18 protein-coding genes are annotated in these 16019 nt (G+C 40.4%); 1 reads left to right on the top strand and 17 read right to left on the bottom strand.

Translation table 11 applies throughout. From position 1 onward, the window contains the following. Positions 1–62: 62 nt before the first annotated feature. The 5 genes from JQ841_RS02790 to JQ841_RS02810 form a co-directional block, all read right to left on the bottom strand. Positions 63–1229: a MalY/PatB family protein gene (locus tag JQ841_RS02790; protein ID WP_203180062.1), complete on the bottom strand. Its 1167-nt coding sequence runs from the start codon at positions 1227–1229 to the stop codon at positions 63–65. A 7-nt stretch (positions 1230–1236) separates the two neighbouring features. Further along, a complete protein-coding gene (locus JQ841_RS02795; RefSeq protein ID WP_203180063.1) occupies positions 1237–2331 on the bottom strand; it encodes a cystathionine gamma-synthase in 1095 nt (364 codons plus the stop codon). A 269-nt stretch (positions 2332–2600) separates the two neighbouring features. After that, positions 2601–3056, bottom strand: a complete 456-nt coding sequence (locus tag JQ841_RS02800; RefSeq protein ID WP_203180064.1) for a hypothetical protein — start codon at positions 3054–3056, stop codon at positions 2601–2603. Between the two features lie 315 nt (positions 3057–3371). Further along, the gene (locus JQ841_RS02805) at positions 3372–5330 is read right to left on the bottom strand and encodes a peptide ABC transporter substrate-binding protein (RefSeq protein WP_203180065.1); all 1959 of its coding nucleotides are present in this window, start codon (positions 5328–5330) and stop codon (positions 3372–3374) included. Between the two features lie 191 nt (positions 5331–5521). Continuing rightward, positions 5522–7147: a putative polysaccharide biosynthesis protein gene (locus JQ841_RS02810; RefSeq protein ID WP_203180066.1), complete on the bottom strand. Its 1626-nt coding sequence runs from the start codon at positions 7145–7147 to the stop codon at positions 5522–5524. Positions 7148–7252: 105 nt separating this feature from the next. Between JQ841_RS02810 and JQ841_RS02815 the strand changes: the two genes are divergently transcribed. Then, positions 7253–8698 (top strand): UDP-N-acetylmuramoyl-L-alanyl-D-glutamate--L-lysine ligase, encoded by a 1446-nt coding sequence (locus JQ841_RS02815; RefSeq protein WP_203180067.1) that lies wholly within the window; start codon positions 7253–7255, stop codon positions 8696–8698. Between the two features lie 46 nt (positions 8699–8744). Here the strand turns inward: JQ841_RS02815 and JQ841_RS02820 are convergent, their stop codons facing one another. The 12 genes from JQ841_RS02820 to rpsF all read right to left on the bottom strand — a co-directional run bounded on the left by JQ841_RS02820 (position 8745) and on the right by rpsF (position 15879). Then, the gene (locus JQ841_RS02820; protein WP_000051184.1) at positions 8745–8936 is read right to left on the bottom strand and encodes a CsbD family protein; all 192 of its coding nucleotides are present in this window, start codon (positions 8934–8936) and stop codon (positions 8745–8747) included. Positions 8937–9035: 99 nt separating this feature from the next. Then, positions 9036–9686, bottom strand: a complete 651-nt coding sequence (locus JQ841_RS02825; RefSeq protein ID WP_203180068.1) for a DUF1803 domain-containing protein — start codon at positions 9684–9686, stop codon at positions 9036–9038. Further along, positions 9670–10182, bottom strand: a complete 513-nt coding sequence (locus tag JQ841_RS02830) for a YiiX/YebB-like N1pC/P60 family cysteine hydrolase (protein ID WP_203180069.1) — start codon at positions 10180–10182, stop codon at positions 9670–9672. Before JQ841_RS02830 ends, JQ841_RS02825 begins: the two co-directional genes overlap by 17 nt. A gap of 86 nt (positions 10183–10268) precedes the next feature. Beyond that, positions 10269–11204 (bottom strand): manganese-dependent inorganic pyrophosphatase, encoded by a 936-nt coding sequence (locus tag JQ841_RS02835; protein WP_203180070.1) that lies wholly within the window; start codon positions 11202–11204, stop codon positions 10269–10271. 82 nt (positions 11205–11286) lie between these two features. Beyond that, a complete protein-coding gene (locus tag JQ841_RS02840; RefSeq protein WP_203180071.1) occupies positions 11287–11574 on the bottom strand; it encodes a GIY-YIG nuclease family protein in 288 nt (95 codons plus the stop codon). After that, positions 11564–12313: a tRNA1(Val) (adenine(37)-N6)-methyltransferase gene (locus JQ841_RS02845; RefSeq protein ID WP_203180072.1), complete on the bottom strand. Its 750-nt coding sequence runs from the start codon at positions 12311–12313 to the stop codon at positions 11564–11566. The genes JQ841_RS02840 and JQ841_RS02845 overlap by 11 nt, the downstream gene beginning before the upstream one ends. 52 nt (positions 12314–12365) lie before the next feature. Beyond that, the gene (locus tag JQ841_RS02850; protein WP_033677723.1) at positions 12366–12728 is read right to left on the bottom strand and encodes a S1 RNA-binding domain-containing protein; all 363 of its coding nucleotides are present in this window, start codon (positions 12726–12728) and stop codon (positions 12366–12368) included. Between the two features lies 1 nt (position 12729). Next, positions 12730–14130, bottom strand: coding sequence for a bifunctional Cof-type HAD-IIB family hydrolase/peptidylprolyl isomerase (locus JQ841_RS02855; protein WP_203180073.1), 1401 nt, complete (start codon positions 14128–14130; stop codon positions 12730–12732). 81 nt (positions 14131–14211) lie between these two features. Further along, positions 14212–14721: a GNAT family N-acetyltransferase gene (locus JQ841_RS02860; RefSeq protein ID WP_203180074.1), complete on the bottom strand. Its 510-nt coding sequence runs from the start codon at positions 14719–14721 to the stop codon at positions 14212–14214. A 114-nt stretch (positions 14722–14835) separates the two neighbouring features. After that, positions 14836–15075, bottom strand: a complete 240-nt coding sequence (rpsR, locus tag JQ841_RS02865; protein ID WP_000068664.1) for a 30S ribosomal protein S18 — start codon at positions 15073–15075, stop codon at positions 14836–14838. A gap of 31 nt (positions 15076–15106) precedes the next feature. Next, positions 15107–15577 (bottom strand): single-stranded DNA-binding protein SsbA, encoded by a 471-nt coding sequence (ssbA, locus tag JQ841_RS02870; RefSeq protein ID WP_000609606.1) that lies wholly within the window; start codon positions 15575–15577, stop codon positions 15107–15109. A gap of 11 nt (positions 15578–15588) precedes the next feature. Continuing rightward, on the bottom strand, positions 15589–15879 hold the full coding sequence (gene rpsF / locus JQ841_RS02875) for a 30S ribosomal protein S6 (protein ID WP_001151780.1): 291 nt from the start codon (positions 15877–15879) through the stop codon (positions 15589–15591). Positions 15880–16019 lie beyond the last annotated feature (140 nt).

A 16019-nucleotide genomic window follows, 5' to 3' on the forward strand; every position in this document is an offset into this window, starting at 1 on the left:
CCTATGAAAATAGCCTTCTAGGAAGACTTTTCTCCTAGAAGGCTGGATTTTTATAGCGATTTTTAAAGTTTAGCAAAAGTAGTCACAATCCGCTGACAGACTTCTTGCAGCAGAGATTTAGGCATGGCTACATTGAGGCGGGCATGGAGACTTCCTTCCTCACCAAAGTCCAAACCACGGTTGAGGATAACCTTAGCTTCATTTCTCAACAGCTCTTGTAATTTTTCATCAGTCAGGTCATAAGCTGAAAAATCAAGCCAAATCAAGTAAGTTCCTTGCGGTTTCATGACCTTGATTTTAGTCTCTTTGCCAAATAGATCCACCACATAATCGATGTGGTCTTCAAAGACTTGCTTGAGTTCCTCTAGCCAATCCTTCCCATAGCGATAGGCAGCTTCTGTCGCCAAGTAACCCAAACCTGAAATTTCATGCTGATTATTAGCCAACTGACGTTTCTGGTAAGCCGCTCTCAACTTAGGATTTTCAATAACTGCATAGGAATTTTTTGTCCCAGCAATGTTAAAGGTTTTAGTGGCACTAGTCAAGACGATAGCAAATTCTTTGAAATCAGGATTGATGGTATTGAAAGAATGATGCTTATGACCAAAGAGGGCCAAATCTTGGTGAATCTCATCTGAAACCAAGAAAACACCATGTTTTTGACAGAGTTGACCAATCTTTTCCAACACTTCCTTTTCCCACACACGTCCACCAGGATTGTGAGGATTACAGAGGATATAGAGCTTGACATCCTCTTCTACCAGATCCTTTTCAAGTTTGTCAAAGTCAATCTCAAACAGACCATCCTTTTCCACCAAAGAATTGGTAATCAATCTGCGATTATTCAACTTGACACTGCGAGCAAAAGGTGGGTAAACTGGTGTGTTAATCAGAACTGCCTCGCCTTCTTTTGTAAAGGCTTGAATAGCTGTTGAAATAGCTGGTACTACACCCTCGATAAAGATAAGGGCCTCTTTGTCAAAGTGGTAACCGTGTTGGCTGGCTTCCCACTTTTGAACTTCCTTAATTAACTCTTCACTGGCATAAGTATAGCCATAAACTAGTTGTTCTGCGTAAGTCTGCACGGCTTGGCGGATTTCAGGCAAGACTACAAAGTCCATGTCTGCTATCCAAGCTGGTAGGACTTCACTATCCGTTTCAGCCTCTTTCCATTTATAGGTATGGTGCCCTAAACGATTGGGCAGGCTTGTAAAATCATATTTTCCCATCTTTATCTTATCCTTCCAAGGCTTGGCGCAAATCTGCAATCAAATCTCTAGCATCCTCAATCCCAATTGACAAACGCAAAAGGTCATCTGTCAAACCATAAGAATGGCGCACTTCTGCTGGAATATCAGCGTGAGTTTGCGTCGTTGGATAAGTAATGAGACTTTCCACCCCACCTAAACTTTCCGCAAATGAGAAGACCTTAAGACTATTCAAGATATGAGGAATGCGTGTTTCATCCGCTACTTTAAAGGAAATCATACCCCCACGACCAGTGTAGAGAACTTCCTTAACTGCTGGAGAATCCTTCAAAAAGGCAACCACTTCTTGAGCATTAGCTGTTGAGCGCTCCATACGAAGAGATAAGGTCTTGAGACCACGAATCAACTGATAACTGTCAAATGGAGACAAGACTGCCCCTGTCGTATTGAGATTGTAAAAGAGTTTCTCGTATAGTTCTAAACTATTGGTCACAACCACTCCAGCCAAGACATCATTGTGGCCTGCTAGATACTTGGTCGCTGAATGGAGAACGATATCAGCTCCATCTTCAATCGGACGTTGGTAGATAGGGCTGTAGAAGGTATTGTCCACCACTACTTTGGCACCCTTAGCATGAGCCAATTTTGCTAGTTTCTCAATATCAAATTCTAACATCAAGGGATTGGTTGGTGTTTCAATATAGAGAACATCCACGTCCTTGTCTAACTCGGCAATCAACTCTTCTTCTGTATTGGCATAGGTAAAATGGAAACGACCTTCCTGCTCCACTTGATTGAACCAGCGGAAAGAACCACCGTAAAGGTCACGGACAGCCAAAACCTTACTTCCTACTGGGAAAACGCTAAAGGCCAAGACAATAGCTGACATCCCTGAGCTAGTCGCTAGGGCATAATTTGCTGACTCAATAGCTGCCAAGACTTCTTCAGCCTTGCTGCGAGTTGGGTTTTTAGTCCGAGTATAGTCAAATCCAGTAGACTGACCAAACTGAGGATGCTGATAGGTCGTTGAAAAATGCAGCGGTGTCACCAAAGCTCCTGTCGCTTCGTCTGACTTGATGCCCGCCTGGGCCAAAATTGTGTTAATGTGTAATTCCTTGCTCATACAATACCTCCAAATCTATAGTAACTATTGTACCACTTATTTTCATCAACTCATTTTCTTCTTTTCAAGAGCTAGTTATAGTTTCAAGCTATACACTTATACTCTTCGAAAATCTCTTCAAACCACGTCAGCGTCGCCTTGCCGTACTCAAGTACAGCCTGCGGCTAGCTTCCTAGTTTGCTCTTTGATTTTCATTGAGTATTAGCTAGTAAAGCTAAAAAGAATCCAGAAAACATTCCAGATTCTTTTGTGAAAATGATTGCTAAGGTTTACTTGGACCGAAAGAAATCCTGTTGGGCTAAATAGTCATAGTGATCTTTGTTAAATTGATACTGACCCACACGCTGACTAAGCTGACCGACATCCACGGAAAAAATATAGGCTTCATTTTGATAGTTCCAGTTCAGCCTAACTGTATTCAAGACTGTCTTATAAGTAAAATCTTGAACCTGATTCCAAGGCATCTCAATAACATGATTAGAATGATTTTCAGTTATATCACTGATATCCATCAAGTAGATTCCCTTAGGTGTGAATGCCAGAATCTTAGGCTTCACACTCGACTGAACATAGTAATTTCCTCCTATAACGAAGAAATCAATAAAGGATTTCAGCCATGTCTTTTTCTTGAAAGCCATCAGAAAATTCTTTTGCCCTTCAATGTGGCAAGTTGAAAGAAATGATTCAATCTGTTTTTCTGTTGCAAACTCCATAATAGCGCCCATGATGATACCTCCATAAAAATCACTAAATAGCCAGTTAAGAATTCTTCACTTAAAGAAGAACTTATCAATTATTGCGTTTTATCTTACTTTTACAGTAGACGGCATCCCTCCTATAAAATCATCCTAGCTTGTGTATACTTCAGTTAACACTGGAAGAGGATTTAAAAAATAGCTTCTCACAACTTTTATTATATTCATTATATCATAACTCCAATAAACAAATAAAAAAATGTTAGATTTTTTCTTACAAATTTAATATCAGTCCATAAAAAAACGACAGTTTCCTTCGAAACCATCGTTTTTCTTGAAAAATCCTTATTTGACATGTTTTGCCAATTCTTCTTGGGCTTTTTTATTGGATTCTTCTTTTTCTTTCAACCATTTTTCCTTGGCTTTTTCATATTCGTCTTTTGTAACTGTCTTATCTTGTAATTTGAGGTATTTATATGATTCAACCCCTTTATTACCAGCCAATGAATATGGTGTTGAGAAAGGAACAATTTTTCTCAATGTTGGTGTTCCACCAAGTGAAACATTTGGAATTGCTAGAGAGCTATCCACCAACCAAGCTTGGGCATCCGCATATTTGTCATAACGTTTAGCTGGATCTTGCTCCTTATTAGCTTCTTCCAACATTTGAGTGTAGACATCCAATCCAACAGCCTTGGCCTTGTCATTGGCTTCACCTGGTTCTAAACCTAGATTTTGCAACACTCCACCAGAATTAATATTAAAAATATCAAGGTAGCTTGATGGATCTTGATAGTCTGCGCTCCAGCCACCGTTGTAAAGATCATAATCCTTCTGAGCTGCAGTCTGAGCTAAATAGCTTGTATTATCAAAGTCTTCAGTAGAGAGTTGGTGAACATCAATCACAACATTATCTGCCCCCAAGACAGATTCAATTGATTGTTTCATGGAATTGATTCCTTGAATTTCTGCCTTATTGGTCAAATCTACAGTTTTATCTAAGTGGATAGGGAATTGAACTCCTTTAGCTTGGAGTTCTTTCTTAGCTTCAGCAAATTTAGCCTTGGCTTTGTCAGGATTGTAGTATGGATCTTGGGCATCTGCAAAGTTAATTCCTTGCCATTCCTTACCGTAATTAACCATCTTAGAGGCTACTACTTCACCAAAGTCTTTGCCATTGATACTTACGAAGTTTGGAGGAACGACTAGGTTACGCAAAATCTTAGTTGCACCATCCTCTCCTTGGGATTGAGCCCCGTAAGCTGTACGGTCATAGGCAAAGTTAATGGCTTGACGGAAGTTTTTATTAAGAACCGCTTCCTGAGTCGATTTCTTTTCAGCATCACTTGTCTTAGAAGTGAATTTATAAGATTTTCTATCCAGGTTAAAGTTTAAGAAATAAGAAGTGGCATCTTGCAAGCTATAGATGATATTATCCTTATTCTTTTCTTTAATCCCTTCAAAGCTTGAACTATTTGGATAGAGACGAGCGTAGCTATAAGCTCCCTCGACAAAGTTACGAGCTAGTGCATCTTGGTCACTACCATCATAATAGGCCAATTTCACATCATCTACAAAGACATTTTTAGCATCCCAGTAGTTCGGATTTTTCTTGAATTCAATAACAGATTTTGAAACAAAGGATTTCATCAAGAACGGTCCATTGTACAATATGCTAGATGGGTCTACCTTCCCAAAATCATCACCTTTTGATTTCAAGAAATCAGCGTTAACAGGGAAGAGAATGGTTGATGTTGTTTTTGAATTCCAGTAAGATTCTGGTCGTGTCAAGGTATATTGAACAGTTTGGTCATCAATCGCCTTAACACCTACAGTTGAAAAGTCAGTTGTTTTCCCGTTGATATAGTCATCCAAACCAGCAACAGAGTCTTGAACTAGGTACAAGGCTTCTGATTTTTTATCAGCTGCATACTTAAGACCAGTTATAAAATCTTGAGCAGTTACAGGAGCATATTCATCTCCATCTGCAGTATACCATTTAGCATCTTTACGCAGTTTATAGGTATAAGTCAAACCGTCTTGAGAAACACTCCAATCCTCTGCCAAGGATGGAATATAGTTCCCATACTGGTCATTTTCCATAAGACCATCTACCAGATTAGTGATAATATCATTAGTTGTCGCACGGTTTTCTGCTAGATAGTTAAAACTTGACGGATCGCTAGAATAAACATAATTATATGTTTTTGACCCTGTGCTAGAATTTCCACACGCGCTTAATAAAATACCTGCACTTAATACGACACCTGCAAGTGCTGCATACTTGGCTTTAGACTTTTTCATCTCCAGAACCTCCTGATTTAAATATTTGTCTTATTATACAACTCGTGTTTTATTTAGTCAATAGGTTTTTTGAAAAAATTAATCATTCCATCTACAAACTATAGAAATTATTCTACAAAATAATAAAAAAGAGAATAATTTAATCATTCCTTGATAGAAACGTTCAAATTATTCCCTTTATTTATAAAGTTTTATTGAGAAATTTTTAATTTTGCTCGCAGGCGATCTGCTTGAGCTTGTCCAATCACCTTGTCCAATAAGCGAGTACGAAGGCTCAAGAATCCGTAAATTCCTCCTCCCATGGCACCAACAAGGGCTACATAAAGGAAGCTCCACAAACGACCACTTGGTTGGAAAACAAATCCTAAAATCCACTGCATTATTCCTACTACAAGATACATGAAAATAGTTAACAAACTGATTAAAATGGTTCGCTTCACAATCACCTTACGCTTGACACCTGTTACCTTACAAATATCCCGATACATCAAGACGTTAGGAATGATAAGACCGATGGTTGTAGAAATCAAGGGACCATAACTGTGGAAGAGGGCAATGGTTGGAATTTGCAAGACTAGCTTAGCAATCGAACCATAGATAAAATAGAGAACAGCCTTGCGGTTGCGGAACATGGCCTGAAGCATTGGAGACAAGACCATGTACAAACCTAAAATGGTAGACTGCAAAACGGCAAAGACAAACAAGCCCATGGCTAAATTATCTGGCTTGCCATAGAAAACCGTATAAAGAGGTTCTCCTACCATGACCACTCCAACCGTTGCTGGCAACAGGAATAAGAAAAGCATGGTAATGCTATCTTGAACTAGACGAGAAGCTGCTCTCAAATCTCCCTTGACATAGTTTTCAGTCAAAAGCGGCAAGCCTACACTCCCAATCGAAACCCCAACAGAAATCAAAATCATCGTGATTTTATTAGGATTGGCAGAGAAATAAGAAAACATGACAACCAAGTCTTCATTGCTATAGTTGGTAAACCAGCTCATACTATTGATAAAGGTCATCTGGTCCAAAATCTGGAAGAGCTGGATAGCAGACCCTGTCAGGATAAAAGGAATGGCTTCCTTAATGGTGTCGACCAAAAGACGCTTGCTGTTTATCTTATCTCCTGTTTCAAGGACTCTTTTAAGTAATCCTTCTTTGGCAAGGAAATAGATCAAAACTGCAAAACTAGCTACCATGCCGACAAAGGCAGCAAAGGTGGATTGGGTAACCGCTGCTAGATAATCTCCTGAGCCCATTTTCATAATCATAAAGGTAGCTAAGAGCATCCAGATAACACGAATGACCTGCTCAGCGATTTGGCTCATGGCATAAGGTTTCAAGTTATTCATCCCTTGGAAGAAACCTCGGATAACACTCATAGATGGGAAAATCAAGACCGCCCAAGCCAAGCTCTGCATAATTGGGATCAGGTCTTTGCCCACGCCAGATAAGTCTGCTAGCCAAGGAGCAAAGATATACAAGACTAGTGCAAAAACAAGACCTAATCCTGTCATAAAACCTAAAAAGCTCCGAATCAGAGCAAAGCTATGCTCTTCTTCTCGCATGGTATTATACTTGGCAACTTGCTTGGCCACCGCAACTGGAATCCCTGCTGTTGAAATCAGCAAGAACCAAGCATATATATTATAACCCATGGTAAAGAGACCATTGGCCGTAGCTGCATAAGACCCCATCCAGATATACCAGGGGATAATATAAATGGCCCCAAGCAGGCGACTGATAAAGTTACTAGCCGTTAGCCAAGCAGTCCCCCGTAACATCTGGGCCTGCTGGTGATTGTTTTCGTTAGACATAGATTCCTCATTTTATTTTAATCACTAGGAAAAATTCCTCATCTTCCATTATAAACTTTTCCTTGTCACTTGTAAATTTACGACTTTCGGTTTACAATAGAAAGTATGATTAAGATTGAAACCGTATTAGATATATTAAAGAATGATGGTCTCTTCCGTGAGATTATAGACCAAGGACATTACCACTACAACTATAGTGATGTCGTCTTTGACACCATCTGCTATGACAGCCGCAAGGCCAAAGAGAAGAGCCTCTTTTTCGTCAAGGGCGCTGCCTTTAAAAAGGAATTTCTGCTTTCAGCTATCTCTCAAGGTCTCGGTTGGTATGTGGCTGAAAAAGACTATGAGGTTGGTATTCCTGCCATTATCGTCAGTGATATCAAGAAAGCTATGAGTTTGATTGCTATGGAGTTTTATGGCAATCCACAGAAAAAGCTCAAACTCCTCGCCTTCACTGGAACCAAAGGTAAAACAACAGCAGCCTATTTCGCTTATAACATCTTATCTCAAGGGCACCGACCTGCAATGTTGTCGACCATGAACACAACTCTAGATGGCAAGACTTTCTTTAAGTCAGCATTGACAACTCCTGAGAGCATTGACCTCTTTGATATGATGAATCAAGCTGTGCAAAATGATCGCACCCACCTCATCATGGAGGTATCCAGTCAAGCCTATCTAGTCAAACGCGTCTATGGTCTCACCTTTGATGTGGGAGTTTTCCTCAATATCAGCCCAGACCATATCGGTCCGATTGAGCATCCGACGTTTGAAGACTACTTCTACCACAAGCGTCTCTTAATGAAAAATAGCCGAGCAGTCATCATTAACAGTGACATGGACCACTTTTCTGTACTAAAAGAACAAGTGGAAAATCAAAACCATGACTTCTATGGTAGCCAGTCTGATAACCAAATCGAGAATTCCAAAGCCTTTAGCTTTTCAGCTACGGGTAAACTCGCTGGAGATTATGATATTCAACTCATTGGCCACTTTAACCAAGAAAATGCCGTTGCTGCTGGACTTGCTTGCCTCCGTCTCGGAGCTAGTCTTGAGGACATCAAAAAAGGAATCGCTGCAACCCGTGTTCCTGGTCGTATGGAAGTCCTCACTCAGAAAAACGGAGCCAAGGTTTTCATCGACTACGCCCACAATGGTGACAGTCTCAAAAAACTCATCAATGTTGTAGAGACTCATCAAACAGGAAAGATTGCTCTGGTGTTAGGTTCGACAGGAAATAAGGGAGAAAGTCGTCGTAAGGACTTTGGCCTCCTCCTTAATCAACACCCTGAGATTCAAGTCTTTCTAACTGCTGATGATCCCAACTATGAAGACCCAATGACCATTGCAGATGAAATCAGTAGCTACATCAATCATCCTGTTGAAAAAATTGCGGATCGCCAAGAAGCCATCAAGACAGCTATGGCTATCACAAATCACGAATTAGATGCTGTCATTATCGCTGGTAAGGGGGCCGATTGCTACCAAATCGTGCAAGGCAAGAAAGAAACCTATCCAGGAGATGCAACCGTCGCAGAAAATTATTTATAAGATAGTAAAAAATCAAGGGAAATGAAACCCTTGATTTTTTCTATCCTTATTTAAAAGCGTTTTTCAAACCTTCAACGGCACCTTCTACAGCACCTTTAGCATCTTCAACTACTTCTTTTGCCTTAGCAACTGTCTTTTCTACAGCGCCCTCTGCTTCAGTTTTGCTATCCCCAGTAACTTTACCAAATCCTTCTTTGATAGCGCCTGTTGCTTGTTCCAATTTGTTTTCAAGTGACATATGATTGTCTCCTTTAGTTTTATTCCGATATGTGTTACCGGTTACATATAGTTTATACCGAATACTAAGGAAAGTCAAACAATGTGCTCAGAAAAAAAATCAGGCCAAGTAGAAAGTTAATCTTTCCTTATCAAAATCGACGGCCAATTCATACTTTCCATCTTCATTTTGAACAATATAACCTAGGACAACTAAACTGTCCACAAAGATATCACGGCGTTTCTGCATAAGCTGGTCTTTTTTGAGAAATTTTAGCAAAAAAGTTGTCATATATTTGAGAGCATACTCAGGATTAACATCTCCCAAAATGTCGTAAAGTTCCTGCTGTTTTTCTGTCAAAGGATACTGATGTTTGACCTTGTAGAAATAATTAGACAAGGTCATTTTTGTTCTCGCAAAGTCCGTCTTTTCAACTAAAATAGCTGCATTGGTTTGATTGCGCAATTCTGTCTCAAAACCCTGCTCTAACAAGGCTTGATAGGCCGGACTATCTTCGCTGACAAAAATCTCTTGATCCAGTTCAAGACTATCGAGTGATTCAAGCATAGGAAGATTAAGGTAATAACGCTTATTTTCTCGTAGAATCAAACCTGCCTTTATATACTCTTCCATGAGTTTATCAACTGCAACATCTGGAAATTGAGCCTTAATTTCTCGCAAAATAACATCCTCATGCTGGTCCAGATAGCAGATCAATTCTCTAAAAAATGGCTGTCTCGTCAAACGAGATGGATTAAAAATCTGAATCATGAAGATTCCTTTCTTTACATTCTAACAGAGGCGATGCTGCCAACTGACTAGGATTGGTCCCCGGCTGGTTCAAAGGAACAGGCAGACCTAGTTCTCTGTAATACTCTCTCCAAAAATCACTAATCTCCTGCTCCCCATCTCTAAATTTCATGGGAATCGTTTCAAAAATCGGTAGGATTTCTGCCATGTACTGGGAACAGTAGAAACCAGGTCCAGCTGGATAGAAAGAAGCATTGTAGGGTGTTCCTAGATGTTTGCAAGCTTTTTCCTTCACAGACTGGATATCCATTTCTGGGTAGAAATAGAGGTCGTACAAGTGATTGGACTCAAAGAAGTCTACTGGTTCCTGACAGACAACACCATCCTGTCCACTAGCGTGGTAAATCATCCCATCCAAACAAATCGCAACATGGTTATAGTTGCCTGTGGAAGTCTGGATGGCCTGTCCCATATCTGACTCATCTCTCACAAAAATCAAATCGCCATTTTCTAACATGCTTCACTCCTAGAAAAAAAGGAGCCGAAACTCCTTTCGATATAAGTCAAACTAGCCTTTCCTAATTTGAATTAACACTCAAAATCTTAAGCATTAAAGCTTTCAGTCAATTGAGGTACCACTTGTTTCTTACGTGAAACAGCACCAGCAAGGAAGGCATGATTGTTTTCAAGTTTGAAGTTGAAGGCTGCTTCAACCTTGTCCATGTTAGCACCAAGTGCTAGGATTTCTGAGTTTGAGTTGACGATATCTGTAATCATCAAGACAAAGTCAGAATAAACATTTGCTGCGTTAGCGGCTTGCATTGCAGCTTCAATTTCTGCTTGACGTTCCAATACTTCAGCGATGTCAACTGTGTTTACTTGAGCAACACGGACATTATTTCCGTTCAATTCAAAAGTCTTAGCATCGATATCAATCAATTCTTCAGCAGATTTGCTAGCCAAGTTTGTACCAGCTTTCAACATAGCTAAACCATATTCTTCCAAGTTGACACCAGCCAATTCAGCTAATTCAGGAGCAATGACTGTATCTGTTGGGTGTGTTGTTGGTGATTTCAAAAGAAGGGTATCTGAAATCAAACCTGAAAGCATCAAACCAGCAATCTCTTTAGGTACAGCTACACCATGTTCTTTGAACATACGGTAAACGATTGAAGACGCTGAACCAACTGGCTCCAAACGCATGTAGAGTGGGCTTGCAGTTTCAAAGTTAGCCACACGGTGGTGATCTACAACACCATAAACTTCTACTTCAGCGATATCTGATACAGATTGTTGGAATTCATTGTGGTCAGTCAGGATAACTTGCTCTGCTCCTTCTGCTTTGGCAGAAGTGATAACACGCGGTGCTTCTACACCAAAATAGTTCAAGACAAAGGCTGTTTCTTCATTTGGAGTTCCAAGGGCAACAGCTTCCGTATCCAAACCATAAGCTTCTTTTGCAAGGTAGGCAAAGGCTACAGATGACCCGATGGCATCTGAGTCTGGATTTTGGTGACCAAATACTAGAATCTTAGACATGATAATACCTCATTTTGTTTATTCTCTTTATTGTAGCATTTTTTTCGCTTTTTGACAAAAGTAAGAGGAGTCAAAGGACTCCTCACAATTGTTCAAAATGACTAAGTAAATTTCTATCTTGATTTTCAGATAAAAATTGCTCCTTCTGTGGCCTCTTCTTACGCTTGAGAAGGGCTTCAGCCGACATGGCTTCTTCCTTACTGGCAAAACCTTGAGCATAGATGAGTTTGACCGGCAATCGTGCTCGTGTATATTTGGCTCCTTTCCCACTATTGTGGACAGCGAGGCGTCTTCTCACGTCAGTCGTATAACCGGTATAATAGGAACCATCACGACACTCCAGCACATACATATAAGCCTTATGATCCATAATAAATCTCTTCGAGTTCGGGCGTATAGGAACCATCATCATTGTGGACAATCAAAGGTGGTAAAACCTTAAAACCACTTGTCGAGCCATCCTTGATAGCCTCAATCAAGAGCATATTGGCTTCCTTTTCCCGCTTTGGATAAACAAACTGCAGGCGCTTAGGAGCTAGATTATGCCGTTGCAACATGTCCAAGATATCCAAGAGGCGGTCAGGACGATGCACCATTGCCAAACGCCCATTGGACTTGAGAATACTTTGGGCACTACGACAGATTTCTTCCAAATTAGTCGTGATTTCATGGCGTGCCAAGAGATAATGTTCGCTCTCATTTAAGTTGGAATGAGGATCCACCTTGAAATAGGGCGGATTACACAAAATCATATCTACCTTACTTCCCTGAATGTGAGCAGGCATATTTTTCAAATCATCGCAGATGACCTGCATTTGCTCCTCTAATCCATTCAAACGGACAGAGCGTTCAGCCATATCCGCCAAACGATCCTGAATCTCAACAGCCAAAATCTGTGCCTGAGTACGAGTACTGGCAAAAAGCCCCACTGCTCCATTCCCAGCACAGAAATCCACAATCAAGCCCTTCTTAGGAAAACGTGGAAAGCGTGACAAGAGAACACTATCCACCGAATAGCTAAAAACCTCTCTATTTTGAATGATTTTAATATCTGTCGAAAAGAGCTGGTTAATGCGCTCTCCTGATTTTAATAATTGTTCTTCTTCCATGGTCCTATTATAGCAAATTTATATTAACATTACAAAGAATATAGATTTCTAACTAATTCTTCTGCTTCTTCAAATGTTGAAGGGCTTCCTTAGTCCAAATTGGCATCATTCTTTTAAGAGGCGCAAAGCCGTAGTTAAAGCGGTCGCTTGAAAAGCGTCTCCTTCTCGGAAACTGGTGCTTTTCTTCCTCCAAAGTGCGGATAGAAAGACTAGCTTTCCCTGTAAATTCATCTAAATCTACTACCTGAACCTGAACCTCTTCATCGACTTTCAAGGCGTCATGAATATTTTCAATAAATCCGGTACGAATCTCTGAAATGTGAATCAGCCCCGTATCACCCGTCTCTAGTTCAACAAAGGCACCATAGGGCTGGATCCCTGTAATACGCCCCTTTAGCTTATCACCGATTTTCATCTTAGTCCTCAATTTCAATAGTTTCAATCACGACATCTTCAACTGGCTTGTCCATAGCCCCTGTCTCAACAGCAGCAATTTCATCCAAGACAGCGTAAGATGCTTCATCAACTAGCTGACCAAAAACCGTGTGACGGCGGTCTAGGTGAGGTGTCCCACCTTGTTCCGCATAGATTTCCGCAATCGGTTCTGGCCAACCACCACGAGCAATTTCTTTCTTAGAATATGGCAGGTGTTGATTTTGTACGATAAAGAATTGGCTGCCATTGGTATTTGGACCAGCATTGGCCATGGAAAGGGCACCACGGATATTGTAAAGTTCTTCTGAGAATTCATCCTCAAAAGATTCGCCGTAGATTGACTCGCCACCCATACCAGTTCCAGTTGGGTCTCCACCTTGAATCATAAAATCCTTGATAATACGATGGAAAATGACTCCATCATAGTAGCCATCTTTTGAAAGAGCAACAAAGTTAGCTACTGTTTTAGGCGCATGTTCAGGGAAGAGCTTGATACGCAAGTCTCCGTGATTGGTCTTAATGGTCGCAAGAGGACCTTCTACTGTTTCAATGTCTACTTGTGGAAAATGCAATTCTTTTTCTACCATACCAAATCCTTCTAAGGCATCAAAAATGCCATCTTCTTCTAATGTTTTTGTTATATAATCCGCTTTTTCTTTGATGTTATCATGAGAAATTCCCATGGCAACGCTGATTCCAGCATAATCAAAGAGTTCCAAGTCGTTGAGGCCATCTCCAAAGACCATGACGTTCTCTGGTTTCAAGCCTAGGTGTTCCACAACCTTTTCCACACCTGTCGCTTTGGAGCCTGAAATCGGTACAATGTCAGACGAATGCTCATGCCAACGAACCATGCGAAGTTTGTCTGAGAGACTGTCAGGTAAATGCAAATCATCACCCTTATCTTCAAAAGTCCACATCTGATAGATATCTTCTTTTTCGTGGAAATCTGGATCCACATCCAAATCGGGATAAATTGGATTGATAGCCTCACTAATCATATCGGTGCTAGTCGACAACTTGGCATCATGACTCCCAACCAAGCCATACTCAATTCCTTCTCCCTTAGCCCAAGAAATATACTCCTCAACATCTGACTTCTCAATCTGATGTTGATAAATAACCTGACCTTTTTTATCTTCAATATAAGCCCCATTTAAGGTCACAAAAAAGTCAGGCTTGAGTTCACGAATCTCTGGTACAACACCAAAAATCCCTCGTCCAGAAGCAATACCTGTCAAAATTCCTTTCTCACGTAATTGCTTAAAAACAGTTGGGATTGAAGCTGGAATAAAACCTGTCTTTGAATTCCGCAATGTATCATCAATATCAAAAAAGACAATCTTAATCTTTTTTGCCTTGTATCTTAATTTCGCATCCATCTCACTACCTCTTTCAATCTAACTCTTTCCATTATACCATAAAGTAGGCAAATCCCACATCCCCAATAAAATCCTTGTCTCTTATCCGAATTCCTTTACTAGATACAAAACCAAATCATCATTATTTTGGCAAGTTGCATTCATTTCCAAGGGTTGATTTCGATACCAGACACCTGTCCCATCTGGAATGTAGCCCCGTCTGATATACAATCTCTGGGCAGGGCCATAGCCTAAGTGTAAACCTACACCAAGAGTGACCTTGCTCGAAACAAACTTGACTCGTTTTTCTGCTTCTTCTAGCAGTTGATTCCCAATCCCTTGATTTCGAAAAGGCTCAAACACATTAAAATCTGATAATTCTGGATAGACTTCTGCAAAAGGACCATGTTTAGCAGAGGGCGAAATAGTAACGTAGCCCGCTGCAGCACCATCAATTTCTGCAACTAAGACTTCTCTCTCACCACTTTCCTGTTCCAGAAAATATCTAGCCAAAATTTCTTCTCTACCAGGCCAACCCTGATTGATAAAACCTTGGGACAGGTGTTTGATATCCGATTCAATCATTTTTCTAATAACAGCGTTTCCCTTCATAAGATACTCCTTTAAAAATTCCTACTATCAGTATAGCACGTTTATAGAGAAAAAAAACCAGCCGGGGTTTGACTCGTTGAGCTCGTGAAAAAAAGACCCGTCGGGGTCTTTTCTTTAATCTTCGTTTACGAAAGGCATCAAAGCCATTACGCGAGCGCGTTTGATAGCTGTTGTTACTTTACGTTGGTTTTTAGCTGAAGTTCCTGTTACACGACGAGGAAGGATTTTCCCACGTTCTGAAACGAAACGGCTAAGAAGCTCAGTATCTTTGTAATCAACATATTCAATTTTGTTTGCTGCGATGTAATCAACTTTTTTACGGCGTTTGAATCCGCCACGACGTTGTTGAGCCATGTTTTTTCTCCTTTATAATTTTAGTTGTCCATTAGAATGGTAAATCATCATCTGAAATATCCAAAGGATTTGTTGCTCCAAATGGATTTTCATCACGTGAAAAGTCTGGTACTGAATTTGTAGGCGCTGAATAGTTTGCAGTTGGTGCAGAATAAGCTCCACCTGTGTGACCCTCACGCACACTACGGCTTTCCAACATTTGGAAATTCTCAGCCACGACCTCTGTCACGTAGACACGTTGTCCTTGCTGGTTATCGTAACTACGAGTCTGGATACGACCTGTCACCCCGATAAGTGAGCCTTTTTTAGCCCAGTTAGCAAGGTTTTCAGCCTGTTGGCGCCACATAACGACATTGATAAAATCAGCCTCACGTTCGCCATTTTGACTCTTAAATGTACGGTTTACTGCAAGAGTAAAAGTCGCAACTGCTACATTTGATGGGGTATAACGCAACTCAGCGTCACGTGTCATACGCCCTACAAGTACAACATTGTTAATCATAGTTTACCTTCTTAAGCGTCAGTTTTGACGATCATGTGACGAAGAATGTCAGCGTTGATTTTTGAAAGACGGTCAAACTCTTTAAGAGCTACGTCGTCGTTTGCTTCAACGTTAACGATGTGGTAAAGTCCTTCACGGAAATCTTTGATTTCGTATGCAAGACGACGTTTTTCCCAAGATTTTGATTCAACAACAGTTGCACCGTTGTCAGTCAAAATAGAGTCAAAACGTGCTACCAAAGCGTTTTTAGCTTCTTCTTCAATGTTTGGACGAATGATATAAAGAATTTCGTATTTAGCCATTGATATGTTCCTCCTTTTGGTCTAATGACCCCAAGACTTTGCAAGGGGTAAGTGAGGTTCGCTCACAATAAACTATTATACTAGAAAAAAATTTTTTACGCAAGTAAAAACACCGAAATAAAAAAAGAAGATGACGAATC

The sequence above is a fragment of the Streptococcus mitis genome, assembly GCF_905187535.1.
In the GTDB taxonomy this organism is placed as follows: domain Bacteria; phylum Bacillota; class Bacilli; order Lactobacillales; family Streptococcaceae; genus Streptococcus; species Streptococcus mitis_BS.